Genomic DNA, 26,703 nt, shown 5'->3' on the forward strand with positions numbered 1-26,703 from the left:
TGAGCGGTGAAGGTGCCTGGGTGCACCGGAACCGCCCCCCAGGCGTCCCTTGGTCCACAAGCATTCCGCGCCGCGGCGATAAAATCACGGGTGGGCTGTCATCAGGGCTTGAGCGGCCTAGCGATTCTGTTCTATGCAACCCCTATGGCGGTGCGATGCTCGTTTCCCACGCGGAAACCGCGGTGCGCAGGGCCACCTTCCCGCAACCCACTAACCGATGTCCTACGAACTTGCTTGGCATTTTCTCCGCCGATATGGCGATCGACCTCGGCACGGCCAATACGCTGGTCTACGTCAAGGGTCGCGGTATTGTCCTGAACGAACCGTCCGTGGTCGCGATTGCGAACGTCCGCGGCAAGAAGCAGGTCTTGGCCGTCGGTGACGAGGCCAAGCTGATGCTGGGCCGCACGCCGGGCAACATTCAGGCCATCCGTCCGTTGCGCGATGGCGTCATCGCCGACTTCGAGGTTGCGGAGGAAATGATCAAGCATTTCATCCGCAAGGTGCACAACCGCCGCAGCTTCGCCAGTCCGCAGGTCATCATCTGTGTGCCGTCGGGCTCCACCGCCGTCGAGCGCCGGGCCATCCAGGAATCGGCCGAGGCCGCCGGCGCCCGCCGCGTCTTCCTGATCGAGGAGCCCATGGCCGCCGCCATCGGCGCCGGCCTGCCGGTGACCGAGCCGACGGGCAGCATGGTGGTGGACATCGGTGGCGGCACCACCGAGGTGGCCGTCCTGTCGCTGGGTGGTATCGTCTATTCCCGCTCGGTCCGCGTGGGCGGCGACAAGATGGATGAGGCCATCATCGGCTACATCCGCCGCAACCATAATCTTCTGGTGGGTGAAGGCTCGGCCGAGCGCATCAAGAAGGAAATCGGTTCCGCCTGCCCGCCCGAGGATGGTGAGGGCCGGGTGATGGAGATAAAGGGCCGTGACCTGATGAACGGGGTTCCCAAGGAACTCATCATCAGCGAGCGCCAGATCGCCGAAAGCCTGGCGGAACCGGTGAGCCAGATCATCGAGGCCGTCAAGGTCGCGCTGGAACACACGGCCCCCGAACTGGCGGCCGACATCGTGGACAAGGGCATCGTGCTCACCGGTGGCGGTGCGCTGCTGTCCAACCTGGATTTCGTCCTGCGCCATGCCACGGGGCTGCCGGTGTCGATCGCCGACGATCCCCTGTCCTGCGTGGCGCTGGGCACGGGCCGGGCGCTGGAGGAGATGAAGACCCTGCGCAACGTGCTGATCAGCATGTATTGACCAAGGGCCTCCGGGCGCCCACATGGGCGCCTGGGACGTTTTTTTGGGACGGGGCCGGCATCGTATCCAAACCGGATGCATTGCCGGACCCCCTGTAGCGGGACGGGGACTGCCTGTGAAGACGCGCAGCGGTGGCACCGCGCTCAGGATCGCAGCACCCATGCGGGCGCTGCTCCAGCGATTCTCATTTCTGCTGATGGTGCTGGCCGCCATCGGGCTGATGATGATGACGCGCGTCGACCCTGTGTTCATCGACGCCGCCCGCGCCCGTGTCACCGACGCCTTCGCCCCCATCCTGGGCTTCATTGCCCGCCCCGCCGGCGCCGTGGCCAGCGTGCTGGAGTCCGGCCGCCAGCTGACGGCGCTCTATGCCGAGAATCAGCGCCTGCGCGAGGATAATGAGCGCCTGCGCCAGTGGCAGCAAACGGCCTTGCGGCTGGAGGCGGAGAACAACTCCCTGCGCGGCCTGCTGGCCTACAAGCCCGATCCCGCCGCCTCCTACATCACCGCCCGCGTCATCGCCGATCCCGGTGGAGCCTTCGTCCGTACCCTGGTGGTGATGGCCGGGCAGCGCGATGGCGTGCGCCGGGGCCAGGCCGCCATGGCCGGCCAGGGCGTTATCGGCCGTGTGGTGCAGGTGGGCGAATGGTCGTCCCGCATCCTGCTGGTCACCGACCTGAACGCCCGCATTCCCGTGGTGCTGGAAACCACCCGCCAGCGCGCCATGCTGTCGGGCGACAACTCCGACCAGCCGCGCCTGATGTACATCCCTCGCGGCGTGGAGCCGACGGTGGGTGAGCGGGTGTTCACCTCCGGCCACGGCGGGCTCTTCCCCGCCGGCCTGCCGGTGGGCATCGTCGCCGCCACCCATGATGGGGAGACGCGGGTCACCCCAATCGTCGACCTGTCGCGCATCGAATATGTGCAGCTGGTCGATTTCGGCATTCCCGGCGGACTGGCGGCTGAGGCGGCCCAGCCCGGCGCCATGCAGTAACGCCGCCATGGCGGTTGGCATTTGGCAGCGGCTGGACCAGGCCGGACGGAACTCGGTGCCCTTCAGCACCACGGTGGCGGCCATGCTGGTCGGGATGATGCCCTTGCAGTTGCCCGACTATTCCTTCGTGGCGCCGCCCCTCACCTTGATGGCCATCTACTACTGGGCGATCTACCGTCCCGACCTGCTGAAGCCCTATATGGCCTTCGGTATCGGGGTGCTGCAGGATCTTCTGGCCGGGTCGCCCCTGGGCATGAGCGCGCTGGTCTATGTGCTGGCCTACTGGCTGGTGCTGACCCAGCGGCGCTATTTCCTGGGGAACTCCTTCTGGTTCCTGTGGCTGGGCTTCGCCCTGGTGGCGGTGGGTGCGGGGGCCGTGCAGTGGGTGGCCTACAGCCTGATGACCGCGCACCTGGTGGCCCCAGGCAACGTGGTTGCCCAGGCGCTGCTGGCCATAGTGCTGTTCCCGCTGCCGGCCTGGTGCTTCAGCAAGCTGCACCGCAGCCTGCTGAGCTGATCGCCGAAGCGGTACGTCACAGCCCTTCGCGGGCCAATACTGTCAACGGCGCAGGCCGTCGTAGGACGCGACCTGTCCTTTACGTGAAAGGGGCCGCCGGAAGTTTTGGGGGCCAAGGCCCCTGAACTGAGGAAGTCCAGCCGGCGGATGCCGGCGCCCGGCGTCTGAGGGTGTGCAAGAGGTACCATGTTCAACGCGATCGATAGGGACGCCGAGCGCCAGCGCGTCATGAACCGCCGCACGCTGGTGCTGGGCGGGCTGAAGGCCGGTGCCTTGTCCGCCCTGGTGGCGCGCCTCTACTACCTGCAGATCCTGGAAGGCGACCACTACACCACGCTGGCCGAGGACAATCGCATCTCCCTGCGCCTGCTGGCGCCGTCGCGCGGCATCATCGTCGACCGCAGCGGCGTGCCCCTGGCGGTGAACGAGCAGAACTTCCGCGCCGTGCTGGTGTCCGAGCGCACCGACGACGTAGATGAGACGCTGGACAAGGTGGTCAAGCTGCTGCCGCTGACCGATGCCGACCGCCGCCGCATCCTGCGCGATGTCGACCGCCTGCGCTCCTTCGCGCCCGTGACCCTGCGTGAGAACCTGACCTGGGACCAGGTCTCGGCCATCGAGGTGAACCTGCCCGACCTGCCCGGCGTCTCCATCGAAGTGGGGCAGGTGCGCTCCTATCCCTTCGGGGAGCAGGCGGCCCACATCCTGGGCTATGTCGGCGTGGTGTCGGAGCAGGAACTGCAGAACGCCCGCGATCCGCTGCTGTCCCTGCCGGGCTTCCGCATCGGCAAGAGCGGCATCGAGCGCAAGCACGACCTGGCCCTGCGCGGCACCGCCGGCACCAGCCAGTTGGAGGTCAACGCCGTGGGCCGGGTGGTGCGCGAGCTGGCGCGCAACGATGGTCAGCCGGGCCACCAGGTGACGCTGACCATCGACGCCAAGCTGCAGTACTACGCCCAGCAGCGTCTGGCGGAGCATGAGAGTGCCGCCGCCGTGGTGCTGGACGTGCAGACCGGCGGCATCCTGGCGCTGGCCTCCCACCCCAGCTTCGACCCCAACCAATTCGCCATGGGGATCCCGCAGGACCTCTATGACAGCCTGATCAAGAACGAGGCCTCGCCCCTGACCAACAAGGTGGTGGCCGGCCACTACGCCCCGGGCTCCACCTTCAAGCCCATGACGGCCCTGGCGGGCCTGGAGGCGGGGGTAGACCCCACCCACCGGGTCTTCTGCCCGGGGCACTACGATTTCGGCGGGCACACCTTCCATTGCTACAAGAAGGGCGGCCACGGCTCCGTCGACATGCATGACGCCATCCGCATGTCCTGCGACGTCTATTTCTATGATCTGGCGCGGCGCATCGGCGTGGACCGCATCGCCGACATGGCCCGCCGCTTCGGCCTGGGTGACCGCACCGACCTGGACCTGCCGGGTGAGAAGACGGGCATCATCCCCGACACCAAGTGGAAGCGCCGTACCTACAAGGAAAATTGGTACGATGGCGAAACGTTAAGCGTGGCCATTGGCCAGGGCTACGTCACCGCCACCCCCATCCAGCTGGCGGTGATGTGCGCCCGCCTGGCCAGCGGCGGCAAGGCGGTGAAGCCCCACCTGACCAAGGCGGTGGAGCAGGAATACACCGAGCAGACGGCCTGGCCCGACATCGGGGTTAAGCCGGAGTTCATCCAGCGCGTGCTGGCCGGCATGGCGGGCGTCACCTCGGCCGGCGGCACCGCCTACGCCGCCCGCATCACCCAGCCGGGCATGGAGATGGGCGGCAAGTCCGGTACCGCCCAGGTCAAGCGCATCACCATGGCGGAGCGCAACGCCGGCCTGCTGAAGGCCGAGCGGCCCTGGAAGGACCGCGACAACGCCCTGTTCATCGCCTTCGCGCCGGTGCAGGCGCCGCGCTACGCCTGCGCCATCATCGTGGAGCACGGCGTGGGCGGCAGCTCGGTGGCCGCCCCCATCGCCCGCGATCTGCTGCTGGAAATCCAGCTGATGGAAGCTGCCCGAGCCCAGCAGGCCGATGCCGGTGCCACCGCCCCATCCGCACCGACCCAAGTCACAGCCGCCCCCGCCATGCCGGGGGAAGGAACGCCGCGATGATCAATCTCGACATGGGTCTGGACCCCCAGTCCAACATGAGCCTGGGGGAGAAGCTGGGCCAGATCAGTTGGAGCCTGGTGCTGCTGATCACGGCCGTGGCCTGCATCGGCTTCGCCATGCTCTATTCCGCCGCCAACGGCAACTTCGACCCCTGGGCCACGCGCCAGATCATGCGCTTCGCCGTGGGCCTGGTGTTGATGCTGGTGGTGGCGCTGATCGACATCCGCCTCTGGCTGAAATTTTCCTACTTCCTGTACGGCATCGCCTTTTTCCTGCTGATCGTGGTCGAGATCATGGGCCACGTCGGCATGGGTGCTCAGCGCTGGATCGACCTGGGCTTCATGCAGCTGCAGCCGTCCGAGTTGATGAAGGTGACGCTGGTGATGGCGCTGGCGCGCTATTTCCACGGCGCCTCGCTCGAAGATACCGGCCGCATCACCTTCCTGATCCCGGCCCTGGTCATGATCGTGGCGCCCGTCTGCCTGGTGCTGCTGCAGCCCAACCTGGGCACCTCGCTCATGCTGCTGATGGTGTCGGGCGCCATCTTCTGGCTGGTGGGCGTGCGGCTGTGGAAGTTCGCCCTGGTCATCGGCAGCGTCCTGGCCGCCATCCCGGTCATCTGGCACTTCATGCACGACTACCAGAAGAACCGGGTGAACACCTTCCTGAACCCCGAGAACGATCCCCTGGGGCATGGCTATCACATCATGCAGTCCAAGATCGCCTTAGGCTCCGGCGGCATGTTCGGCAAGGGCTTCCTCATGGGCTCGCAAAGCCACCTGAACTTCCTGCCGGAAAAGCAGACCGACTTCATCTTCACCATGCTGGCGGAGGAGATGGGCATGGTGGGCGCGCTGGTGTTCCTGGCGATGTATGCCCTGCTGCTGGTCTACGGCTATGTCATCGCCATGCGTTGCCGGCACCAGTATGGCCGCCTGGTGGCCATGGGGCTGACGGTGAACCTGTTCCTGTACATGTTCATCAACATCGCCATGGTCATGGGCCTGATCCCCGTGGTGGGCGTCCCCCTGCCGCTGATCTCCTACGGCGGATCGTCGGCCCTGACGGTCATGATCGGCTTCGGCCTGCTGCTGTGCGTCCATGTGCATCGGGACGTGCGCATGTCCCGACGCGGCATGAGTGATTTCTAAGCTGCCCTCAGGCGCCGGGCGCCCCCATCCGGCGACTTGGCTTCCTCGCCTTTCCGTCCACCGCGCTCCCGAAAGGCTGCGGCGGACGCGGTCCCGTCCTAGGGTAGGGGGCTGTTCCGGCCCCTTTGTTCCTGCAAGGGCGCCATGTCGGCGCGCGGATGCATTTTTCTGTCGACAAGCGCCGCCTATCGCCGTATGAAACCGCCCTCACCGGGACGCAAGACCCGGCGGGCCGGCGCTACGGCGGCGGCCTTCGAGGGGCGGGTGTATAGCTCAGTTGGTAGAGCAGCTGACTCTTAATCAGCGGGCCCAAGGTTCGAGTCCTTGTACACCCACCACTCCTCTTTCCCATGACATCTCCAAGGTTTCGCCCGGGCCCTGAGGTCGGGTTGTTGGCGTTTGGGCTCGCGCTAAGCCTTTAAGATTCCCTATACTTCCAGCTGCCGGACCCGCATGGGTGCCATTCGCCCGTGCCTGGCGGCAACGCGTTTTTCCTGTCATTTTTCTGTCGACAAGGCCGCGCCAGGACGCTACAAAGCGCGCCTCACCGGGACGCAAGACCCGGCGGCCGGCGCCACGGCGGCGGCTCATGAGGGGCGGGTGTATAGCTCAGTTGGTAGAGCAGCTGACTCTTAATCAGCGGGCCCAAGGTTCGAGTCCTTGTACACCCACCACTTCTCTTGAATCTTTTAGGTATCGTGGCCGTCTGAAGCGCCCTGTCCCCTTGGGACGGAGGGCGCTTTTGCTTGTGCGCCGCAGCACTGCTGCTGCCCGTTTCGCTGCTGCCCATTCAAATCCGCAAAACGAAAAGGGCGCCCGGAGGCGCCCTTGTCATCATCTCAGCCCTGAGTGGCCGCGGCCGGCTTACCAGCCGCCGAACAGCCAGCTGGTGGGGATGTGGTAGTACAGGGTCACGATCTCGGAACCTGGGTTCACTTCGCCGATGCCGGCGTTGGAGATGTGCCCGAAGGACAGGCCCAGGCGGCTCTGATTCTCGAACTTGTAGGAGATTTCGGCGGTGGAGCGGAATTCCACCCAGCTGCCGAGGTTCTTGCCGCTACCGGTGCCGTAGACGCCGACGCCGAAGTTGGGCGTGAAGTCGAAGGAGCTGCCCAGCGGAATGTCGAACAGGATGCCGCCCACGCCATACGCGCCGCCCTGGCCGGTGAATTCGCCGCCCACCCAGGGGCTGATGCGGACCCAGCTGTTGCTGAACAGCGAGGTGTTGGGGCGGTACTCGACGCGGTAGTCGGTCGTGTTGTGCTTAGGCCCGGTCCGCAGCACGTCGTACTCGCCGATGCCGAAGCTGAGGAAGCTGGGGGTGTCCTCGGCGAACGCCGGCGCCGCGGCTGTGACCAGCCCCAACGCCAATACCGTGGACTTCAGAAGACGCCGTATCACGACCGCGATCCTTATTAAGAAGTTTTCAGGATGATTCCCGAATAGGCCAGGCAACTCAACGACCAAAGCAGTGACCGCTACCTTTTGCCTCGCATAGCCGACGACTGTTGCGCATATGCGACAAACAGGCGTTCAGCCACCCAGGCTACACACGCGCAAGGCCATACCATACTCCGGGCGACGCCTTAATAGGGCCGTCCCCGTTACGATTTCATGAAAGCGCGCCGCATAGGCGCAATGCCCTTACCTTATATGGTTTCGCGGCTGCACAATATCAGGGGTATAGGCCGCAAGGCGGAGGTGGGACAGTGCCGGGCGTCACCGGCGGAAAAATCGGCGCGGGGCGCACGATAGCCTGTCATAAAACGCCTTTAAAATCAGGACATGGATCTGTGTCCGGCGCCCGCGAACCCGACCCTGATGGACCAGGCCGCCACGATCGCCCTGTTGGGCGATCCGGCGACCCACCAGGGCTTGGCGGTGGAGCGAATCGATACCGACGGCGCCATCATCTTCCTGGCCGGGGATCGCGCCTACAAGATACGGCGCGCCGTCCATTTTCCCCACCTGGACCTGTCCACGCCCGATCGCCGGCGCCGCGTGGCCCTGGCCGAGGTCGCCGTCAACCGGCGCACGGCGCCGGGCTTGTATGAGGGCGTGTTGGCGGTGGTGCCAGGTGCCCGCGGCCACCTGGTGCTGGCGCCCGCCGGTTCCGGCGCCGGCGCGACACCGGCGGACTGGGGGGAGGCGGTGGATTGGGTGGTGGTCATGCGCCGCTTCGCCGAATCCAGCCTGTTCGACCGCCAGGCCGAGGCCGGGTTGCTGACCCGCGACGGTATGCGGGCCGTGGCCGACGCCGTGGCTACCCTGCATGAGAGTGCCCATGACGAGGGTATCGACCGTGCCGGCTGGCCACCCCTCGGCGGGATTGAGGCGGTGCGGGCGGCGGCGACCGGCGCCCTGGGCGCGTTGCGCCAGCATCCCGACCTGTTCGATCCCCCGGCGCTGGATCGGCTGGAGCGTGGGTTGATGGCGGCCGTGGCCCGTCAGGAATGGCTGATCGAACGCCGCCGCCGCTCCGGCTATGTCCGGCCCTGCCATGGCGACCTGCAGTTGGGCAACATCTGTCTATGGGGCGGCCAGCCCACCCTGTTCGGCGCCGCCATCCTGTTGGACGAAGCCGGCGCCCCTCGGGACGGGGCCGTGGTGGACGGGGGCCCGGCGGTCATCGACGTCTTCCACGACCTCGCCTACCTGCTGATGGATCTGGAGCACCGCCGGCTGCGACCCTTCGCCAACCTGGTGCTCAACCGCTATCTGGAGCAGACAGGCGATTTCGCCGGCTTGGCGTTGCTGCCCCTGTTCATCAGCCTGTGCGCCGCCATCCGCGCCCACATGACGGCCAGCACGGCGGCGGCCCGGCGGCCGGTTGGGGCGGGCGCCTCCTTCCGGCGCGAGGCGGCGGCCTACCTGGACCTGGCCCTATCCGCCCTCAATCCGCGGGCGCCCCGCCTGATCGCCATCGGCGGCTTGCCGGGGACGGGCAAGTCCACCCTGGCACGCATGCTGGCGCCGGAGATCGGCCCCATCCCCGGCGCCGTCATCCTGCAGTCCGAGGCGCTGCGCCGCCGCCTGCTGGACGCGCCGGAGGAAGGGACGCTGGCGGCGTCCGGCTACAGCGAGGCGGTGACCACGCGCGTCTATGGCGAGATGGCGGGCCGCGCCGGACTGGTGCTGGAGGCCGGCCACGCCGTGGTGGCGGATGCCGTCTACGCCCGGCCGGACCAGCGGGCGGACATCGAGGCGGTGGCCCATGCCGCGCCCGTGCCCTTCCTGGGCCTGTGGCTGGGGCTGAACCAGCAGCAGGCCGCCGATGAAGGCCGCCCCAAGGGCGAGCGTGGCGGCCGTGGCCTGGGGGAGATGCGGTGGGACATCCTGTCGGTGCTGGGCTCCGCCGCCGACGTGGCCCGCCGTCTGCTGAGCCAGCTGGCCCGGCCGGAGCCCTGGCGGCCCGACGCCTGAGCCGCCGACTTCGGCTCTTGCGCCTACGCGGCCGCGGGTTCACGCTTGAGGCACGTCAATGCGGGCGCCCGCCCGAACGGTGAAGCTTCTCCACGATGTTCCGGCCCGCGCGGGTGCGGATGACAAGAGGAGAACGGCCCCATGTCCAGTGCCCCCGTGGCTTATGCCAAGATCCTGTCCGTGCTGACCGGCGGCGCCGGTGACCGCGCTGCCCTGGCGGCGGCCTTCGCCCTGGCTCGGCCGGCCGGCGGCCACGTCCTGGGCCTGGTGCCCAACCCCGACCCGCGCGAGGCGGTGCCGGCCCTGGGCGAAGGGGTGTCGGGCGCCCTGGTCGAGGAGATCATGACCATGGTGGAGCAGGAGTCGCGCAACCACCGCACCCGCGCCCGCCAGGCCTTCGACGCCGCCCTGGCAGAGGCCGGCGCCACCCTCGCCGAAACTCCGGATGCTGCCCCCGATGCTTCCCTGACCGGCGACTTCCGCGAAGTCGTGGGCAGCCAGGAGGATGTGGCCGTCGTCGAGGCCCGCCTGGCGGACATCAGCGTCATGGCGCAGGTGGGCGAGACGGTGGGGGGTGAGGCCCTGCTGATGCTGGAGGCCATTCTGCTGGCCAGCGCCCGGCCCCTGTTGATCGTGCCGCCCGCCTTCCGGGCGGAAACGGGCCTGGGCCGCCGCATCCTTCTCGCCTGGAATGGCAGCCGCGAATCGACCCAGGCCGTGGCACAGTCCTTGCCCCTGCTGAAGGCGGCGGAGGCGGTGACCGTCATCGCGGTCGAGACGGACAAGACCGAGGGCGCGGCCGGACGCGACTTGGCCAGCTACCTCGCCTGGCACGGCATCAAGGCCCAGGTGCGCCAGCCCATGGCGGAGGGCCGGTCGGTCGGGGCCTTGCTGCTGGCGGCCGCGGCGGACGCGGGTGCTGATCTGATGGTGCTGGGCGGTTACGGGCACAGCCGTCTGCGCGAGATGATCCTGGGGGGCGTCACCCGCCACGTGCTGTACAACGCCGCCCTGCCGGTCCTACTCGCGCATTGAGGCATCAGCCGACCAAGCTCTTCGACGCGATCTCATGGACATCGCGCGACAGGCCGGTGGTGCCCACGATGCGCTCCAGCGCCGCCTTGGCGTGTTCCTGCCGGCCGGAATCGTAGGGGCGCCAGCGGGCCAGGGGCTTCACCATGCGGCTGGCCACCTGGGGATTCAGCTTGTCCAGCGTCAGCACCGTATCGGCCAGGAAGGCGTAGCCGCTGCCGTCGGCGGCGTGGAACTTGGACGGGTTGGCGGCGAAGCTGCCCACCAGGGCATAGACCTTGTTGGGGTTGCGGATGGAGAAGGACGGGTGGTCCATCAGGCCCCGCACCCGGTCCAGTGTATCCGGCCGGTCGCTCAGCGCCTGCACCGCGAACCACTTGTCCATCACCAGCGCCTCGTGCTTCCAGCGGTCGGCGAAGTCCGCCAGGCAAGCCGCGCGCTCGTCCATGGCGCTGTCGGCGATCAGCGCCAGTGCCGCGATGGCGTCCGTCATGGTGGTGGCGCCCTGGTATTGCGCCAGGCACAGGGCGCGGGCCGGGGCGTCGTCCAGCGCCATCAGGTAGGCCAGGGCGGCGTTCTTCAGCGCGCGCCGGCCCATGGCGTCGGGCGTGATGGTGAAGGCGCCATCGGTGCGGTTGCCGTCATAGGCCTTGCGGAAGGCGCCGTTCAGCTCGCGCGCCAGGGTGCGGCGCAGGGCCAGGCGGGCGGCATGGATGCCGTCCACGTCCACGGTGGCGCGCTGCTGGCCCAGATAGCCTTCCGTAGGCAGGGCCAAGGCCAGGGCGGCGAACGCCCGGTCCTCCCCCGCCCGCGCCAGGGTCTGGGCGGTGGCGTCGATGTAGGCCCGGGGCACGGCGGTTTCGGCGCCTTTGGCCCGGGCGTCGACGTCGGCCAGGATCAGGCGGGTGGCCAGGGTCTGCCCTGCCTCCCACCGGTTGAAGGCGTCGCTGTCGTGGGCCATCAGGAAGGTCAGCGCCGCGTCATCCTGCTTGAAGTCCAGCCGCACCGGGGCGGAGAAGCCGCGCAGCAGGGAGGGTACGGGCGCCTGGGGCACGCCGGTGAAGGTGTAGCTTTGCTCCGCCTCCGTCAGGGGAATGATGCGGGTGGTGTCACCGGCGTGCCCTTCGCCCGCCAGGGTGAGGGGCACATCCTTGCCGTCCGGGCCCACCAGGCCCAGGGCCACGGGGATGACCTGGGGAAGCTTGTCCGGCTGGCCCGGCGTGGCGGGCACCGTCTGGCGCAGGGTCAGGGTGTAGGTGCCGGCGGCGGCATCGTGCCGGCCCTCGCCCGACACCACCGGCGTGCCGGCCTGGGAATACCAGCGCTGGAACTGCGCCCACAGCGGGTCGGTCGGCTTTTGGCCATTGGCCTCCACCATGGCGGCCAGGAAGTCGTCCGTCGTCACCGCCTGGCCGTCGTGGCGGGCGAAATACAGGTCGATGCCCTTGCGATATCCCGCATGGCCCAGCAGGGTGCGGTACATGCGCAGCACCTCCGCCCCCTTCTCATAAACGGTGGGCGTGTAGAAGTTGCTGATCTCGATATAGCTTTCCGGCCGCACGGAATGGGCGGTGGGGCCGGCGTCCTCGTTGAACTGCACCTGGCGCAGGCGCTGCACGTCCTGGATGCGCTTCACGGGTGCGGAGTTCATGTCGGCGGAGAATTCCTGGTCGCGGAAGACGGTCAGGCCTTCCTTCAGGCTCAGCTGGAACCAGTCGCGGCAGGTGACGCGGTTGCCCGTCCAGTTATGGAAGTACTCATGCGCCACCACCGTCTCGATCCCGAGGAAGTCGGTGTCGGTGGCCGTGTCCGGCTGGGCCAGGATGTACTTGGTGTTGAAGACGTTCAGGCTCTTGTTCTCCATCGCCCCCATGTTGAAGTCGGACACGGCGACGATGTTGAAGATGTCCAGGTCGTACTCCAGGCCATAGACATCCTCATCCCATTTCATGGATTTCTTCAGGGACTCCATGGCATGGCCGCATTTGGCCTCATTCCCCGGCTCGACATAAATGCGCAGCGCCACGTCGCGGCCGGAGCGGGTGGTGAAGCGGTCCTCGATATGCACCAGCGTGCCGGCCACCAGCGCGAACAGGTAGCAGGGCTTGGGCCAGGGATCCTCCCACCGCGCCCAGTGGCGCCCGGCTTCGGTCGCGCTGTCGCCACTGGCCGTCAGGTTGCCGTTGGACAGCAGCACGGGATAGCGCGCCCGCTCCGCCTCGATGGTGGTGGTGTAGCGGGCCATCACGTCCGGGCGGTCCAGGAAATAGGTGATCTTGCGGAAGCCCTCGGCCTCGCACTGGGTGCAGTAGTTGCCGGAGGACTTGTACAGCCCTTCCAGCGCCGTGTTGTCCTGCGGCCGGGTGCGGGTGGTGATCTCCACCGTGGCGTGGTCGGCGAGACCGGCCAGGGTCAGCCGTTCCGGCGTCAGGGTGTAGTCGTCGGGGCCCAGCAAGCGGTTGTCCACACGCACGGCCAGCAGTTCCAGTTCCTGGCCATCCAGCTCCAGCGCGGCGGCGGCATTCCCAGAGGCCGGCCCCGAGGCCGGATTGCGCCGCACGGCCAGGGTGGAGCGGATGATGGCCGCCTCTTCCCGCAAATCGACATGCAGGTCCACGGTGTCGATCAGCCACGCCGGCGGGGCGTAATCGCGAAGGTGGATGGCGTGGGGCGTGGCCGTGTCGAGGCGGCTGTCCATGGGATGGGTTCCGTTGGAATTATGGTTGGCGGCCAGGATAGGGGAGGGTGCTGCACCACGCCAACCCCCCTTTGCCCAGGGAAGCGATGGGGCATCCGTCAGGCGTCCGCGGTGACCTTATTCATCTGCCCTCCCCGGTTGGACAGGGGGCCTGTCCTGATGACTTAGACGAGTATTTTGGGCAGGTTGCCTACGGCCTTAGGCTGTATCCTTCGGACATGAGCGGGAGAGGTAAGTCAGGGTAGGGCCCCGTGCAGGTCGTGCAGTCGGATCTGGTGGTGTTGTCGGTCGCGGGCGCCGTTGTGGCCGCCATCGCGCTGCTGGAAGTGCTGCGCCTGGTGATCGTGGACATCTACGAATGGGCCGCGAAATACCGTCGCATCAAATACGAGATTCAGCAGACTCGCCGCACCACGGAAAACTTGTGGGCCACCAACCGGGCCAACGCCGCCCTGCGTGACCGGCGCAACGCCGAACGCTTCCGCCTCAACACCATCCTGCACCGCATGGAGCAGGAGTGCGAAGAGCTGGAGCGGCGGCGGGTGGAGGTGTGGCATGAGGTGGGTGACGCCACCCTGGACGACCAGCTCTATCTGGCGGACCTGAACAGCCGCAGCCTGATGGAACGGGCGGCGGCGGGGATGGAGGAGATTTGCCCTATCTGGCGCTACACCCACCGCGTCCGGGTATGGGCGGGGAATGAGCGGCAGGCCCGTTCCCGCCTGCTGTTGGCCTTCAGTCCCAAGGATGGCTTCACCGTCAACAATTTGCGCGCCGCCCAGGGCTTCAAGGCGGTGGCGGAGGCGGCGGCCGCCGGCCGGTCGGCGGCGCAGTCCCGCCTGGTGCGACCGCACCGGCGCATGGTGCGCTGATGACGGGCGGCTACAGCAACCTCAACTTCATGGTCTTCATCATCCTGGCCATCGGCGGGGCCTTCCTGGCCTTCTCCGTCCGCCGCATCCTGTTCAAGATCCGGGAAACGGAACGGCGCATCGCCGCCACGGTGGACGAGAAGAACGAGGCCGCCGCCGACCTGCGCGTCGCCCGCCAGCAGGAGGAGCAACTGCTCCAGGCCCTGGAGGAGGGGGAGGAGGCGCTGCGCGAGATCGCGCGCCGAACGGAGGAGGTGCAGAACCGAATGGCGGTGCTGCGCCAGGCCACGCCCCGACCCCTGAACCTGGTCTCCCTGGAGTGGGCGCAGGGTGACCACCTCTATGAGGCGCACCTGCGCAACGTGGTGGCGCCCCGCCATGTGGGACGCACCGTGGGCGGCATGGCCGAGGCCGGGGTGGTGCACGGCTACGCCCCGACGGAGGCCGACTTCCGCGCGCTGGTCACCAACCGCCTAGCCAGTGAGGGCGGCTATATCATCAGCAGCGTGCTGCCCATCTCGCTGGGTGACGAGGGGCCCGCCCTTGATGGTGCCGGCATCGCGCCGGTGGAGCCGCCGGCGGAAGATGAGCCCCTCGGTGACTTGGTGGGAGGCGATGTGGCGGGGGATGGCGCGCCGGTGGAACCGCCGGTTCCTGCCGGGCCCAGGCCCCTGCCGGTGCGCCCGCCCGCCGCGATGCAGGGCGTGCCACGCGGTATGGGCCTGACCCCCGCCCCGGCCGGCGGCGGCTGAGTCCGCGCGGGCCGCGGGTCCCGTTGGGCGATCCGGCGCCGTAGATCACCCATGCCACTGCAGCTGCCTCAGGGGGCTTGCGCCCGCCGTCGCCAGCGGTTATCCCTCTATGCGTGCATCAAGAGTTGAGCTGACGCTCAACGCCAACCTGCTGTACCCGGCAAGGTGGCGCTTCCCCCAGAGGGGAAGGATGTGGCCGATCCGGCAATGAACGGGAAGCAGCCACGTGAGTCCGTTTCGCTCTTGGTCGAGACTTGAGACCATGAAGGCTGCGTTCCCCATGATCACCGATACGCTACCCGCCCAATTCGCCGCCCAGCAGTTCGCGAGCGACAATTATTCCGGTGTCTGTCCGGAGGCCTGGGCCGCCATGGCGGAGGCCAACAGCGGGCACGCCGCCGCCTATGGCGAGGATGTATGGACGGCGAAGGCCGCCGACGCCTTCCGCCAGCTGTTCGGCACCCCCTGCGACGTGTTCTTCGCCTTCAATGGCACGGCCGCAAACTCGCTGGCCCTGGCCTCGCTGTGCCAGTCCTACCATAGCGTCATCTGTTCGGCCTCCGCCCATGTGGAGACGGATGAGTGCGGGGCGCCGGAGTTCTTCTCGAACGGGTCCAAGCTGCTGGTGGCGCAGACGGCGGACGGCAAGCTGACGCCGGATGCCATCCGGGCGCTGGCCACCGGCCGGTCGGACATTCATTTCCCCAAGCCCCGTGCCGTCACGATCACCCAACCGACGGAGACCGGGCAGGTCTACAGCCTGGATGAGATCCGCGCCATCTCCGCCGTCTGCCGCGACCTGGGCCTGCGCCTGCACATGGACGGTGCCCGCTTCGCCAACGCCTGCGCCAGCCTGGGCTGTTCCCCGGCGGAGATGACCTGGAAGTCCGGGGTGGACGTGCTGTGCTTCGGCGGCACCAAGAACGGCATGGCGGTGGGTGAGGCCATCCTGTTCTTCGACAGGGCCCTGGCCGAGGATTTCGATTACCGCTGCAAGCAGGCGGGCCAGCTGGCGTCCAAGATGCGCTTCCTGTCCGCCCCGTGGGTGCGCATGCTGGAAAACGGCGCCTGGCTGCGCAACGCCGCCCATGCCAACGCCGGGGCCCAGCGTCTGGCGGCGGGCCTGGCGGGGGTGCCGGGCGTGGCGCCCCTGTTCCCGGTGCAGGCCAACGCCGTGTTCCTGACGGCGCCGGCGGCGGTGCTGGAGGGCCTGCGGGTGCGCGGCTGGCGCTTCTACACGTTCATCGGCGGCGGCGCCCGCTTCATGTTCGCCTGGGATACTCAGCCGGAACGGGTGGACCAGCTGGTGGCCGACATCCGCGAGGTGGCCCGCGCGGCCGCCGCGTGAGCGGCTTCCCGCACGCTGTGACGGGCCCTATACGGAAGATTTTATTTAAAATTTAGGGCCCGTTAACGGCCAATTGACCGTACAACCTTGGAGTGGACTTCCATGCGATAGCGCGACCGTTCATCCCCCGACAGCCGAGGCGCTGGTGCACATCGAGAAACCGGATCTGGTGATCATAACCATCGTGGGCGCCATCCTGGCGGGGGTGCTGCTGCTGGAACTGCTGCGCCTGGTCATCAACGACGTCTATGAGATGATCGCCCGCCACGCGAAGGTGAAAAAGGAAATCGACCAGATCCGGCGCACGGCGGAAAAGATGGCGGCGGCCAACCGGGACACCGCCCGGGTGCGCGACGCGCGCATCGCCCTGCGCTTTCGCGAGACCAGCAACCTCCAGCGCCTGGAAAAGGAATGTGAGGAGTTCGAGCGGCGGCGGGTGGAGGTCTGGCACGACCTGGGCGGGCCCTCGGCCAGCGGCCTGGCGCTCTATTCCGCCGACATCAGCAACAGCGCGCTGACCAACGGCGTGGTCGCGGGCATGGAATCGATCTGCCCGCTGTGGCGTCACCTGCACCGTGCCCGCGTCTGGGCCCGGACGGAGATGGAGGCCCGCACCGCCCTGCAGCAGGAATTCGCCCTGGCCGACGGCTACAGCGTCACCAACGTGCGGCAGGTCCAGGGTTCGAGCGCCCCCGGCGCGCAGCGCGGCGTTGTGCGGCCGAGCTGAGGAGATCCCTTGAGGAACACTGTCCCATGATGCTGTCCGACGCCCTGGCGGAAGCCTACGCCAACCCGAGCCCCGGCCACGTCTGCGCCTTGGCGGTGGGCGGTGCCATCATGGCCTGGTCGCTGAAGCGGCTGATCACCGAGGTGCGCAAGACCGAGCGGCGGGTCAGCGCGGCGGTGGAGGAGCGCAACAAGGCGGCCGCCAGCCTGCGGCAAGCCCGCCTGCAGGAAGGGGAACTGCGCACCGCCCTGCAGGACCTGGATGGGGAGCTGGAGGAGATATCCGTCCGCGCCCGCGATGTTGAGGCCCGCCGCGGTACGCTGCAGCAGGTTATCCCGCGCCACCTGAACCTGTTCTCCCAGGCCTGGTCCCAGGGCGACACCCTGTTCGAGGCGCGAATCAGCCTGGTGACAGGCCTGGGCGGTGGCAAGAGCGGCGCGCGGGTCGTCCACGGCTACGCCGCCGGTCCCCGCGATTTCCGCAACAAGCTGATGGTCCGTTTCCCGCCCGCTTCCTATGTCATGGTCGAGATGGCGGCCGTCGACCTCGGCGAACTGGACATGGCCGTCAGTAATCTGGGCAGCGCCAACCAGCCCTGACCGCACAGGAAAAGGGCCGGCGACGGCCGGCCCTCCCCGCGCGAACTGGTCGCGACGTGCCGCTATCAGCCGGCGCGCAGCACCGACAGGAAACCATCTACCTGGGCGCGCAGGGCCCCGGCATCGGTCGACAGGCGCCCGGCCGTGCCCAGCATTTGGGTGGCGGCGCCGCCCGTATGGGTCGCTGCCTGGGTGACGCCGGCGATGTTGGACGCGATCTCGGAGGTGCCCGCCGCCGCCTGCTGGACGTTGCTGGCGATTTCCCGCGTCGCCGCCCCTTGTTCCTCCACCGCCGAGGCGATGGCGCTGGCGATCTCGTTGATGCGGCCGATGGTGCCGGTGATGGCGCCGATGGAACCGGCGGCATCCCCGGTGGCCGCCTGGATGGCGGCGATCTGGGTGCCGATATCCTCCGTCGCCTTGGCCGTCTGGTTGGCCAGGCTTTTCACCTCGCTGGCCACGACCGCGAAGCCCTTGCCGGCGTCGCCCGCGCGGGCTGCTTCGATGGTGGCGTTCAGGGCCAGCAGGTTGGTTTGCCCGGCGATGGTGGAGATCAGGGTCATGACCTCGCCGATGCGGTTGGCGGCCTGGACCAGGAACTCGACCTTGGCCTTGGTGCGACCGGCCTCCTCGACCGCCTCACCGGCGATGGTGGTGGAGCGGGTGACCTGCTGGCCGATCTCATTGATCGAGGCGCTCAGCTCCTCGGCGGCGGCGGCAACCGTGTGAACGCTCTGCGACGCCTGCTCCACCGCGCTGGCGGCTGATGTCACTTGGCGCGTGGTCTGCTCGGCCGTGGCCGACAGCGACTGGGCCGCCCCCTGCATCTCGGTGGAAGAGGCGGTCACGCCGTCGACGACACCCATCACGGTGCGTTCGAAATCGCTGGCCAGGCGCTCCATGGCCTGGCGCTTCTCCGCCTCGGCGCGGGCCTTGGCTTCGGCCTGCTCGGCCTCAAGCCGGCGGACGGCCAGGGCGTTGTCCTTGAACACCAGTAGGGCCTGGGCCAGGGCCCCCACCTCATCCTTGCGGTCGGTGCCGTGCACCTCGGTTTCCAGCCGGCCGTCGGCGATGGCGCTCATGGCGCCGGTCACCTGGCCGATGGGCCGGACGGTCAGGAAGATGACGATGGCGCCCATCAGGCCGAAGCTGGCGACCAGGCCGGCGACCGCCAGGGTCATCACGGTGTTGCTGACCTTGTCCGTCAGCACGTCGGTGTCCACCTTGGCTTTGTCCATGGCGGCCTGGTTGGCATCCACCCGTTTCTGCAGGGCGTCCAGCATGGTGACGCGGGCGTCACGGGCGGGACCCATGGAAACCTTGATGGCGGTGGCGTCGTCGTTGCGCCGGGCGGCCTCGATCGACGGTTCGTTGGCGGTGATGTAGGCTTCCAGCAACTGCTTCAGGTTCTCGTTGATGGTGCGCTGCTCCGGCGTGTCCGCCAGGCTGATCAGCTTGTCGACCTTGGCTTGGGCCTTGGCGATTTCCTCGCGATAGTTTTTTTCGAATTTGCTGAAGTCGCTTTCCACCAGGATCATGTTCTTGGCGTCCGCGGTGGCGGCATTCAGCAGGCCCTGCGTTTCCAGCGCCAGCGTCTGGCGAGTGGCGTCAACCTCGATGACATGGTTGATGGCGTCGTTCAACTGGTTCATGCCCCGGCTAGCCATGGCGACGATGCCCACGGCCACGACGGCGATCAGACCCAGCGGAATGGCCAGCTTCACGACAAGCTTCAGATTAGCGAACCAGCGGATCATCGATCTCTCCAATCAAGTGGCGGATGTGACATCCGGACCGCGACACCTTGCCGCAACCTACTTAACGGGCGATTAACAATGCCGGCCCGCGACAAGTAACGACGCGGTATTTCGCCGATATCTTTCGCATAGAATTAGTTTTCTACAAAAACCATCAGGTCTTCATGATGGAATCAGAATATAGAAACACCTCCTGAAGGAGGGGGTGAAGGCTGATCATTTGGAATTGAGAGCGATAATCAACCGAAGGTGCGGCAAAATTGAAAACTTGCTTTAATTAGCCACGTTCCGGAACCTGGAAATGCCAAGGGCGCGGCGGGGGAGGCCCGCCGCGCCCTTGGCGCCAAACTTTAGGTGGGGTGACTGGCCTGGGCCGGTCAGACCGTGAAGCTCTCGCCGCAGCCGCAGCGGCCCTTCTCATTCGGGTTGGTGAAGACGAAGCCCGACTGGAACTTGTCCTCCTGATAGTCCATCTCCGTGCCCAGCAGGAACATGGTGGAGGCGGGGTCCAGCAGCAGGGTGACCCCCTTCTCCTCCACCACTTCCTCGAAGGGCTTCTTGGCGTCGGCGTATTCGACGAAATAGCTGAGACCGGAGCAGCCGCGCGCCTTCACGCCCACGCGCAGGCCCACGGCCGGCGTTTCCCGCTGGGCCATGATTTCCTTCACCCGCGCAGCGGCGGCGTCGGTCAGGCTCATCGCTTTCGGGCGTTCCATCCTGCTCATCGGATTTCCTCCACTCAGAACATATTGAGGGCGACGCGCGCCTCGTCGGACATCAGGCTGGGGTTCCAGGCCGGTTCCCAGACCAGGTTTACGGTCACATCCTTGACGCCATCGACGCTGCCGACGACGCCTTGCACCTGGCCCGGCATCTCGCCCGCCACGGGGCAGCCGGGGGCGGTCAGGGTCATGTCGATCTCGACCTGGCCTTCCGCGTCGATGTCGCAGCGGTAGATCAGGCCCAGTTCATAGATGTTCACCGGGATTTCGGGGTCGTAAACGGTCTTCAGCGCCTCTGTCACGCGGTCCGCCAGGGGGGCGTCCGGGGGCAGCTTGTCCTCATCCGGGATGGTGGCCGGCGCCTGCAGCGTAACATCCGGCGCGATGGGTCGTTCGGCTCCAGACATCTCGCTTACTCCGTCGTCGTCTTTTCATCGCCGTGGATGGCGGCGTGCATGGTGTGCCAGGCCAGGGTCGCGCACTTCACGCGCATGGGGAATTCCCGCACGCCCGACAGCACGTCCAGCTTCTCCACCGCCTCCGGGTCCAGATGCCCGTGGTCGGTGTGTTCGTGGTCGTCCTTGGTGCACATGTCGTGGAAATGGCCGAACAGCGCCTCGGCCTCCGCTTCCGTCTTGCCCTTCAGCGTCTCTGTCATCAGCGAGGCGCTGGCCTGGCTGATGGCGCAGCCGCGTCCGTCGAAATGCGCATCATTGACCACGCCTTCGGGCCCGATGCTGAGGTAGACGTTGATCTTGTCACCGCACAGCGGGTTCTCGCCCCGGGCCATGCGATTGAAGGCTTCAGGCTTGCCGAAGTTCCGGGGGTGCTTGCCATGGTCCAGGATCACTTCCTGGTACAGGTCGCGCAGATCGTCGAACATCAGTTGAAGAACTCCCTCACCGCCCGGACGGCGTCCACCAGGGCGTCGGCCTCGGCCTCGGTGTTGTACAGGGCGAAGCTGGCGCGGGCTGTGGCGCCCACGCCGAAGCGGTCCATCAGCGGCTCGGCGCAGTGCCGGCCCACCCGCACGGCCACGCCGGCCCGGTCCACCAGGGTGCCGATGTCGTGCGGGTGCACGCCCTCGATGGTGAAGGACAGGATGGCCGCTTTGGTGGGCGAGGTGCCGATGATGCGCAGGCCGTCGATGGCCTGCAGCTTCTCCGTGGCGTAGGCCAGCAGGCGCTGCTCATGGGCGTGGATGGCGCCCATGCTCAGGGCGGTCACATAGTCGATGGCAGCGCCGAAGCCGATGCCCTCCACGATGGGCGGCGTCCCGGCCTCGAACCGGTGCGGCACCTCGCGGAAGGTGGTCTCCTCGAACGTCACCGTCTGGATCATGTCGCCGCCGCCCTGGTAGGGGGGCATGGATTCCAGCAGCTCGGCCTTGCCGTACAGCACGCCGAAGCCGGTGGGCCCGTACAGCTTGTGCCCGGTCATGATGTAGAAGTCGGCGTCGATGGCCTGCACGTCCACCGGCATGTGCACCGCCGCCTGGCTGCCGTCGAACAGAACCTTGGCGCCGGCCGCATGCGCCATGCGGGCGATCTCCGCCGCCGGCGTCACCGTGCCCAGCACGTTGCTGCCGTGGGTGATGGACACCAGCTTGACCTTGGGGCTTTCCAGCAGCCGGGCCAGCGCCTCCAGGTCCAGGGTGCCGTCGTCCAGCACCGGCGCCACCTTGATGACGATGCCGGTGCGGCTGCGCAGCAGCTGCCAGGGCACGATGTTGGCGTGATGCTCCATCACGCTCAGGATGATCTCGTCACCCGCCTTCAGGTGGGCGCCGCCCCAACTGCTGGCCACCAGGTTGAAGGCCTCGGTGGCGCTGCGGGTGAAGACGATGGTGTCGGGCGAGGGCGCGTTCAGGAACGTGGCCGTCTTGACGCGCGTCGCCTCATACAGGTTGGTCGCCACCTGGGACAGGTAGTGCACGCCGCGATGGACGTTGCTGTAGTCGTGCGCCATGAAATTGGCCATGGCGTCGATGACGGCGCGCGGCTTCTGCGCGCTGGCGGCGTTGTCCAGATAGACCAGGGGCTTGCCCGGACGGCCCGGCTTCTCATGCACCAGGCGCGTCAGGATGGGGAAGTCCTGGCGGACCTTCTCCACATCGTACGGGGCGTTCGTCAGAATCCGGGTGTCCATGAGGTCACTCCCCTAACACCGTGGCGTCGGTGTCGACTGTGATGCCCGTCAGACGGCCGATGCGCTCCTGGATGCGCGCCATGGCATAGCCGCGCAGGCGCTTGTCGCCGATCTCCTCCGCCACCTCGTCCAGGAAGGCGGCAATCAGCAGAGCGCGGGCGGTGTCGGCGGGGATGCCACGGGCGCGCAGGTAGAACAGCGCCTCCTCATCCAGCTCGCCGGCGGTGGCGCCGTGGCTGCACTTCACGTCGTCGGCGTAGATCTCCAACTCAGGCTTGGCGTCGATCTCGGCGGTGTCGGACAGCAGCAGGGCGCGGTTCAGCTGGTGGCCGTCCGTTTTCTGCGCGTCCGGCCGCACGATGATCTTGCCCTGGAACACGGCGCGGCCGCGCCCGTCGATGACGCCCTTCACCACCTCGCGGCTGGTGCAGTTGGCGGCGACATGGTCGATCAGGCTGGTGAAGTCGGCATGCCGGCTGCCATCCACGCCATAGGCGCCAGAGACGCGGGTGCTGGCGCCCGACCCTTCCAGGCGGACCTGGACGTCGGTGCGGGCCAGTCGGCCGCCGGTGGTCAGCACAAAGGTCTCATACGTGGCCGAGGCCGCCACCGTGGCGGTGACGGAGGCCAAGTGTAGGGCGGTCTCCGCCTCTTCCTGGAACTTGGCATGGCGCAGGATGGCGCCTTCGCCGACGCGCACACCGCTGACGATGTTGGCGAAGGTGGCGCCGCCACCCCGGGCCACATGATGCTCGGCCACGGTCACCTCGGCACCCGCCGCCACGTCGATCAGCAGGCGGGGATGCCAGGCGCCGTCGGCGGCGGTGGCGATAAAGACAATCTCCACCGGCTGGGCCAGCTTCACGCCCTCACCCACGGTCAGCACCGCCCCCTCGGCCAGGAAGGCGCCGTTCAGGCCGACCAGGCCGCCCGACTGGCCACGGCCGGGGTTGGGGCCGACGCGCAGGCCGGTGTCGGCCTTGGGCGCCGGGAACCGGTCCAGCACCTCGGCCGCGTACGCGGGGGAGGCCTCGATCAGGTCACGCAGGCTGTCCAGGGTGACGCCCTGGGGCAGGGGGCCCACGGCGGACAGGGCGGCGTTGAACGCGCCGTCCACGAACACCAGGCGGTGCGTCTCACCCGGCGCCACGCTGGGAACATCGAAATCCGTGTTGGCGGCGGTATCGACCGTCCCTTGGGCGGGGGCCAGGCTGACGCCGGCCAGGTCGCGCAGGTTGGTGTACTTCCAGCCCTCGACCTTGGGCGTGGGGATGCCGTCGGCCAGGAAGCGGGCGTAGCCGTCGGCGCGCAGCCGGTCCAGGCCGGCGGCACCGGCGCCGGGCAGGCCGGGGCTCAGGGTTTCGTACAGGTCTTTCAGGGTGGCGATGGCGGCCATGGCGCGCGTTCCCCTCAGGCGGCTTCAGGCGAGCCGAATTCGGCATAGCCCTTAGCTTCCAGCTCCAGCGCCAGCTCCTTGCCGCCGCTGCGCACGATCTTGCCGTAGGCCAGGACGTGCACGTGGTCCGGCACGATGTAGCTCAGCAGGCGCTGGTAGTGGGTGATGACCAGCATGGAGCGCTCGGGGCTGCGCAGGCTGTTCACGCCATCGGCCACCAGCTTCAGGGCGTCGATGTCCAGGCCGCTGTCGGTCTCGTCCAGGATGGCGAAGCCGGGCTCCAGCATGGCCATCTGCAGGATGTCGTTGCGCTTCTTCTCGCCGCCCGAGAAGCCGACATTGACGGCGCGCTTGATCATGTCGTCGTTCATGTTCAAGGCCTTGGCCTTGGCGCGGATCAGCTTCAAGAACTGCATGGCGTCCAGCTCGGGCAGGCCCTTGTGCTTGCGCACGGCGTTCAGCGCCGTCTTCAGGAAGGTGGTGTTGGACACGCCGGGGATTTCCACCGGGTACTGGAAGGCCAGGAACACGCCCTCCGCCGCCCGCTCCTCAGCCTCCATGGCCAGCAGGTCCTTGCCCTGGAAGGTCACGGAACCCTCGGTCACCTCATAGCCGTCGCGGCCCGACAACACATAGGACAGGGTGCTCTTGCCCGAACCGTTCGGGCCCATGATGGCGTGCACCTCGCCTGGGTTGATGGTCAGGTTGATCCCTTTCAGGATTTCCTTGCCGTCGATGGTGGCGTGCAGGTTCTTGATTTCCAGCATCTTGAAACGTTCCTTGAAACCGAATGTCGTGTGCAGCTTGGGTGGACAGGGGCGGTTGCGGCGCCCTTAGCCCACGCTGCCTTCCAGGCTGATGGCGACCAGCTTCTGCGCCTCGACCGCGAACTCCATGGGCAGCTCCTTCAGGACCTCCCGGCAGAAGCCGTTGACGATCAGGCCCACGGCGTCCTCTTCGGACAGGCCGCGGGCGCGGCAGTAGAACAGCTGGTCCTCGCTGATCTTGGCGGTGGTGGCCTCATGCTCCACCCGGGCGGTGCGGTTGCGGCTTTCGATGTAGGGCACGGTGTGGGCCCCGCACTTGTCGCCGATCAGCAGGCTGTCGCACTGGGTGTAGTTCCGCGCACCCTCGGCCTTGGGCAGGATGCGCACCAGGCCGCGATAGGTGCTCTGCGCCTTGCCGGCGGAGATGCCCTTGGCCACGATGGTCGACCGGGTGTTCTTCCCGATGTGGATCATCTTCGTGCCGGTGTCGGCCTGCTGGTAGTTGTTGGTGATGGCGACCGAATAGAACTCGCCCACCGAATTGTCGCCCTGCAGGATGCAGCTGGGGTATTTCCAGGTGATGGCGGAACCCGTCTCCACCTGCGTCCAGCTGATCTTGGAGTTCTTGCCGCGGCAGGCGCCGCGCTTGGTCACGAAGTTGTAGATGCCGCCCTTGCCGTTCTCATCGCCCGGGTACCAGTTCTGGACGGTGGAATACTTGATGGTGGCGTCATCCATGGCCACCAGCTCCACCACGGCGGCGTGCAGCTGGTTCTCATCGCGCATGGGGGCGGTGCAGCCCTCCAGGTAGCTGACGTAGCTGCCCTCGTCGGCGATGATCAGCGTGCGCTCGAACTGCCCGGTGTTGGAGGCGTTGATGCGGAAGTAGGTCGACAGCTCCATGGGGCAGCGCACGCCCTTGGGGATGTAGACGAACGACCCGTCGGTGAACACCGCACAGTTCAGCGTGGCGTAGTAGTTGTCGGAGTAGGGCACGACCGAGCCCATGTACTTGCGCACCAGCTCCGGATGCTCGCGGATGGCTTCGGAGATGGAGCAGAAGATGATGCCCTTCTCCTCCAGCTTCTTCTTGAAGGTGGTGGCGACCGACACGCTGTCGAACACGGCGTCCACAGCCACGGCCGGCATCTCGCCGGCTCCCTCGACGCCCGCCAGGATGGCCTGTTCCTTCAGCGGGATGCCCAGCTTCTCATAGGTGGCCAGCAGCTCGGGATCGACCTCGTCCAGGGACTTGGGCTTGTCCTTGGCGGCCTTGGGTGCTGCGTAATAATGGCTGTCCTGGTAGTCGATCTTGGGGAAGTCGACCATGGCCCAGGTCGGCTCTTCCATCGTCAGCCAGTGGCGGTAGGCCTGCAGGCGCCATTCCAGCAGCCACTCCGGTTCCCCCTTCTTGGCGGAGATGAAGCGGACGATGTCCTCGTTCAGGCCCTTGGGCGCCAGGTCGGACTCGATCTCGGTCGTGAAGCCGTACTTATACTTCTGCTCCGTGACGGCGCGGACCTGTTCGACGGTCTGTTCGGTGGCGGCCATGTTTTCGCTCTTCCTCGAAATCAAATAGCGTCGGCGGTGGCCGGCAGGGCCGGCGCCGCCTTGGGCAGGACGGGATCGGGGAACGACGGCCGGGCCATGTCGGCCAGGCTGACGCCTTCCAGGGCGCCGCGGACGGCGCGGTTCACCCGGTCCCAATTGCCCCGGCGGGGGCATAGGCTCTCCACCCCGCAGGCCCCGGCCGCCCCCTCGACACAGTCGGTCAGGGCGATGGGGCCGTCGATGGCGGCGATGATCTGGGCCACGTTGATGGCATCGGGCGCGCGCGCCAGGCGGTATCCGCCGGTGGCACCCCGGTGCGAGGCCATCAGGCCGTCGCGGGCCAGCAGCTTCAGGATCTTGGACACGGTGGGGGCCGGCAGGCCGGTACGCTCCGCGAGCGAGATGGCGGTATGCGGGCCGCCGTCGCCCTGGATCATCGCGGTCATCACCACGACTGCGTAGTCCGTCAATTTGCTCAGCCGGATCACGTGGTTTGGGGTCCTGTGCCTGGGTGAAAATCCGGTCCGGCAATCCGGACCAAATCAGTACCCTTTAAGTAGCCACTCCCCTTTCCATGTCAAGCGAGGATGTTTTGCGGCATATGAACCGCCCGGATGGGCGGGTTGCAGCAAAAGCGGGTTCGCCGGCGGAGTACCCCGGAGGCGTAAGGTCAAGGACGCGGCCGGGGGTCTGTTAACCCGGTATGTCCTGGGCGGGCGGCCGCTGCTCTGCGGCATGACCGATCGGCGTTTGACCCCGTGGCCTGCCAGGCGCACGCTTCGTTTCAGGAGGCGGGCGGCATAGCCCGCGCTTGAACCGAACGAAACCCCCGGCATGGTGGGACGTCCGGAAACACGGTCGGATCTATCGCGGCAAAGCGG

23 protein-coding genes, 2 tRNA genes and 1 riboswitch are annotated in these 26,703 nt (G+C 67.3%); of the genes, 14 read left to right on the forward strand and 11 right to left on the reverse strand.

The features are described 5' to 3' along the window. Positions 1-254 precede the first annotated feature (254 nt). The 7 genes from Y958_RS03425 (at position 255) to Y958_RS03455 (ending at position 6,704) form a co-directional block, all read left to right on the forward strand. Entirely contained in the window at positions 255-1,259 is a 1,005-nt protein-coding gene (locus tag Y958_RS03425; protein ID WP_044562638.1) for a rod shape-determining protein, read from the forward strand. A gap of 160 nt (positions 1,260-1,419) precedes the next feature. Next, positions 1,420-2,253, forward strand: a complete 834-nt coding sequence (gene mreC, locus Y958_RS03430; protein WP_050898676.1) for a rod shape-determining protein MreC — start codon at positions 1,420-1,422, stop codon at positions 2,251-2,253. A 7-nt stretch (positions 2,254-2,260) separates the two neighbouring features. Further along, on the forward strand, positions 2,261-2,770 hold the full coding sequence (mreD, locus tag Y958_RS03435) for a rod shape-determining protein MreD (RefSeq protein ID WP_040849685.1): 510 nt from the start codon (positions 2,261-2,263) through the stop codon (positions 2,768-2,770). A 186-nt stretch (positions 2,771-2,956) separates the two neighbouring features. After that, positions 2,957-4,879 carry a penicillin-binding protein 2 gene (gene mrdA / locus Y958_RS03440; RefSeq protein ID WP_244909355.1) on the forward strand — a complete coding sequence of 641 codons (1,923 nt, stop codon included), beginning with the start codon at positions 2,957-2,959 and terminating at the stop codon, positions 4,877-4,879. Further along, positions 4,876-6,030 carry a rod shape-determining protein RodA gene (rodA, locus tag Y958_RS03445; protein ID WP_004274242.1) on the forward strand — a complete coding sequence of 385 codons (1,155 nt, stop codon included), beginning with the start codon at positions 4,876-4,878 and terminating at the stop codon, positions 6,028-6,030. Before mrdA ends, rodA begins: the two co-directional genes overlap by 4 nt. Positions 6,031-6,292: 262 nt before the next feature. Continuing rightward, positions 6,293-6,368 (forward strand) — tRNA-Lys (locus Y958_RS03450). Positions 6,369-6,628: 260 nt separating this feature from the next. Continuing rightward, positions 6,629-6,704 (forward strand) — tRNA-Lys (locus Y958_RS03455). A 190-nt stretch (positions 6,705-6,894) separates the two neighbouring features. Here the strand turns inward: Y958_RS03455 and Y958_RS03460 are convergent. Next, the gene (locus Y958_RS03460) at positions 6,895-7,431 is read right to left on the reverse strand and encodes an acyloxyacyl hydrolase (protein WP_186291247.1); all 537 of its coding nucleotides are present in this window, start codon (positions 7,429-7,431) and stop codon (positions 6,895-6,897) included. A 384-nt stretch (positions 7,432-7,815) separates the two neighbouring features. Between Y958_RS03460 and Y958_RS03465 the strand changes: the two genes are divergently transcribed. Further along, complete coding sequence (locus Y958_RS03465) at positions 7,816-9,453, forward strand: bifunctional aminoglycoside phosphotransferase/ATP-binding protein (protein WP_244909356.1); 1,638 nt, start codon at positions 7,816-7,818, stop codon at positions 9,451-9,453. A gap of 141 nt (positions 9,454-9,594) precedes the next feature. Then, positions 9,595-10,488 carry a universal stress protein gene (locus Y958_RS03470; protein WP_088870913.1) on the forward strand — a complete coding sequence of 298 codons (894 nt, stop codon included), beginning with the start codon at positions 9,595-9,597 and terminating at the stop codon, positions 10,486-10,488. Between the two features lie 4 nt (positions 10,489-10,492). Here Y958_RS03470 and pepN read toward each other — a convergent pair whose 3' ends face one another. Further along, positions 10,493-13,183, reverse strand: a complete 2,691-nt coding sequence (gene pepN / locus Y958_RS03475; RefSeq protein ID WP_088870914.1) for an aminopeptidase N — start codon at positions 13,181-13,183, stop codon at positions 10,493-10,495. A 251-nt stretch (positions 13,184-13,434) separates the two neighbouring features. Between pepN and Y958_RS03480 the strand changes: the two genes are divergently transcribed. The 5 genes from Y958_RS03480 to Y958_RS03500 all read left to right on the forward strand — a co-directional run bounded on the left by Y958_RS03480 (position 13,435) and on the right by Y958_RS03500 (position 17,481). Beyond that, a complete protein-coding gene (locus Y958_RS03480) occupies positions 13,435-14,055 on the forward strand; it encodes a hypothetical protein (RefSeq protein WP_088870915.1) in 621 nt (206 codons plus the stop codon). Next, positions 14,055-14,807, forward strand: coding sequence for a hypothetical protein (locus Y958_RS03485; RefSeq protein ID WP_088870916.1), 753 nt, complete (start codon positions 14,055-14,057; stop codon positions 14,805-14,807). The genes Y958_RS03480 and Y958_RS03485 overlap by 1 nt, the downstream gene beginning before the upstream one ends. A 110-nt stretch (positions 14,808-14,917) precedes the next feature. Next, a riboswitch (SAM-I-IV-variant riboswitch) is annotated at positions 14,918-15,029 on the forward strand. 58 nt (positions 15,030-15,087) lie between these two features. Continuing rightward, positions 15,088-16,155, forward strand: coding sequence for a threonine aldolase family protein (locus Y958_RS03490; protein ID WP_088870917.1), 1,068 nt, complete (start codon positions 15,088-15,090; stop codon positions 16,153-16,155). 169 nt (positions 16,156-16,324) lie between these two features. Beyond that, positions 16,325-16,882 (forward strand): hypothetical protein, encoded by a 558-nt coding sequence (locus Y958_RS03495; protein ID WP_145727748.1) that lies wholly within the window; start codon positions 16,325-16,327, stop codon positions 16,880-16,882. A gap of 26 nt (positions 16,883-16,908) precedes the next feature. Continuing rightward, entirely contained in the window at positions 16,909-17,481 is a 573-nt protein-coding gene (locus Y958_RS03500; protein ID WP_088870919.1) for a hypothetical protein, read from the forward strand. A 65-nt stretch (positions 17,482-17,546) separates the two neighbouring features. Here Y958_RS03500 and Y958_RS03505 read toward each other — a convergent pair whose 3' ends face one another. From Y958_RS03505 to Y958_RS03545, 9 genes are all read right to left on the reverse strand, one after another. Then, the gene (locus Y958_RS03505) at positions 17,547-19,238 is read right to left on the reverse strand and encodes a methyl-accepting chemotaxis protein (RefSeq protein WP_088870920.1); all 1,692 of its coding nucleotides are present in this window, start codon (positions 19,236-19,238) and stop codon (positions 17,547-17,549) included. A gap of 377 nt (positions 19,239-19,615) precedes the next feature. Further along, positions 19,616-19,963 carry a HesB/IscA family protein gene (locus tag Y958_RS03510; RefSeq protein WP_088870921.1) on the reverse strand — a complete coding sequence of 116 codons (348 nt, stop codon included), beginning with the start codon at positions 19,961-19,963 and terminating at the stop codon, positions 19,616-19,618. A gap of 14 nt (positions 19,964-19,977) precedes the next feature. Further along, entirely contained in the window at positions 19,978-20,367 is a 390-nt protein-coding gene (locus Y958_RS03515; RefSeq protein WP_040846432.1) for an SUF system Fe-S cluster assembly protein, read from the reverse strand. A gap of 5 nt (positions 20,368-20,372) precedes the next feature. After that, on the reverse strand, positions 20,373-20,843 hold the full coding sequence (sufU, locus tag Y958_RS03520; RefSeq protein ID WP_088870922.1) for a Fe-S cluster assembly sulfur transfer protein SufU: 471 nt from the start codon (positions 20,841-20,843) through the stop codon (positions 20,373-20,375). Further along, complete coding sequence (locus Y958_RS03525) at positions 20,843-22,108, reverse strand: cysteine desulfurase (protein ID WP_088870923.1); 1,266 nt, start codon at positions 22,106-22,108, stop codon at positions 20,843-20,845. Before Y958_RS03525 ends, sufU begins: the two co-directional genes overlap by 1 nt. 4 nt (positions 22,109-22,112) lie before the next feature. After that, on the reverse strand, positions 22,113-23,504 hold the full coding sequence (sufD, locus tag Y958_RS03530; RefSeq protein WP_088870924.1) for a Fe-S cluster assembly protein SufD: 1,392 nt from the start codon (positions 23,502-23,504) through the stop codon (positions 22,113-22,115). A 14-nt stretch (positions 23,505-23,518) separates the two neighbouring features. After that, positions 23,519-24,271, reverse strand: a complete 753-nt coding sequence (sufC, locus tag Y958_RS03535; protein ID WP_088870925.1) for a Fe-S cluster assembly ATPase SufC — start codon at positions 24,269-24,271, stop codon at positions 23,519-23,521. A gap of 66 nt (positions 24,272-24,337) precedes the next feature. After that, positions 24,338-25,822 (reverse strand): Fe-S cluster assembly protein SufB, encoded by a 1,485-nt coding sequence (sufB, locus tag Y958_RS03540; RefSeq protein WP_004272932.1) that lies wholly within the window; start codon positions 25,820-25,822, stop codon positions 24,338-24,340. Positions 25,823-25,842: 20 nt separating this feature from the next. Continuing rightward, the gene (locus tag Y958_RS03545) at positions 25,843-26,292 is read right to left on the reverse strand and encodes an SUF system Fe-S cluster assembly regulator (RefSeq protein ID WP_338039198.1); all 450 of its coding nucleotides are present in this window, start codon (positions 26,290-26,292) and stop codon (positions 25,843-25,845) included. Between the last annotated feature and the right edge of the window lie 411 nt (positions 26,293-26,703).

Source organism: Nitrospirillum viridazoti CBAmc (assembly GCF_000730165.1).
GTDB classification, from domain to species: Bacteria; Pseudomonadota; Alphaproteobacteria; order Azospirillales; family Azospirillaceae; genus Nitrospirillum; species Nitrospirillum viridazoti.

What these genes read in the sequence shown, in the direction of transcription:
- sufC (WP_088870925.1), bottom strand. Translation starts at nt 24,271, where the DNA reads ATGCTGGAAATCAAGAACCTGCACGCCACCATCGACGGCAAGGAAATC.
- sufU (WP_088870922.1), bottom strand. Translation starts at nt 20,843, where the DNA reads ATGTTCGACGATCTGCGCGACCTGTACCAGGAAGTGATCCTGGACCAT.
- Y958_RS03500 (WP_088870919.1), top strand. Translation starts at nt 16,909, where the DNA reads ATGATGCTGTCCGACGCCCTGGCGGAAGCCTACGCCAACCCGAGCCCC.
- Y958_RS03485 (WP_088870916.1), top strand. Translation starts at nt 14,055, where the DNA reads ATGACGGGCGGCTACAGCAACCTCAACTTCATGGTCTTCATCATCCTG.
- mrdA (WP_244909355.1), top strand. Translation starts at nt 2,957, where the DNA reads ATGTTCAACGCGATCGATAGGGACGCCGAGCGCCAGCGCGTCATGAAC.
- Y958_RS03470 (WP_088870913.1), top strand. Translation starts at nt 9,595, where the DNA reads ATGTCCAGTGCCCCCGTGGCTTATGCCAAGATCCTGTCCGTGCTGACC.
- Y958_RS03525 (WP_088870923.1), bottom strand. Translation starts at nt 22,108, where the DNA reads ATGGACACCCGGATTCTGACGAACGCCCCGTACGATGTGGAGAAGGTC.
- pepN (WP_088870914.1), bottom strand. Translation starts at nt 13,183, where the DNA reads ATGGACAGCCGCCTCGACACGGCCACGCCCCACGCCATCCACCTTCGC.
- sufB (WP_004272932.1), bottom strand. Translation starts at nt 25,822, where the DNA reads ATGGCCGCCACCGAACAGACCGTCGAACAGGTCCGCGCCGTCACGGAG.
- Y958_RS03425 (WP_044562638.1), top strand. Translation starts at nt 255, where the DNA reads ATGGCGATCGACCTCGGCACGGCCAATACGCTGGTCTACGTCAAGGGT.
- Y958_RS03505 (WP_088870920.1), bottom strand. Translation starts at nt 19,238, where the DNA reads ATGATCCGCTGGTTCGCTAATCTGAAGCTTGTCGTGAAGCTGGCCATT.
- Y958_RS03465 (WP_244909356.1), top strand. Translation starts at nt 7,816, where the DNA reads ATGGATCTGTGTCCGGCGCCCGCGAACCCGACCCTGATGGACCAGGCC.
- Y958_RS03490 (WP_088870917.1), top strand. Translation starts at nt 15,088, where the DNA reads ATGATCACCGATACGCTACCCGCCCAATTCGCCGCCCAGCAGTTCGCG.
- rodA (WP_004274242.1), top strand. Translation starts at nt 4,876, where the DNA reads ATGATCAATCTCGACATGGGTCTGGACCCCCAGTCCAACATGAGCCTG.
- sufD (WP_088870924.1), bottom strand. Translation starts at nt 23,504, where the DNA reads ATGGCCGCCATCGCCACCCTGAAAGACCTGTACGAAACCCTGAGCCCC.
- mreD (WP_040849685.1), top strand. Translation starts at nt 2,261, where the DNA reads ATGGCGGTTGGCATTTGGCAGCGGCTGGACCAGGCCGGACGGAACTCG.
- Y958_RS03515 (WP_040846432.1), bottom strand. Translation starts at nt 20,367, where the DNA reads ATGTCTGGAGCCGAACGACCCATCGCGCCGGATGTTACGCTGCAGGCG.
- mreC (WP_050898676.1), top strand. Translation starts at nt 1,420, where the DNA reads ATGCGGGCGCTGCTCCAGCGATTCTCATTTCTGCTGATGGTGCTGGCC.
- Y958_RS03510 (WP_088870921.1), bottom strand. Translation starts at nt 19,963, where the DNA reads ATGAGCAGGATGGAACGCCCGAAAGCGATGAGCCTGACCGACGCCGCC.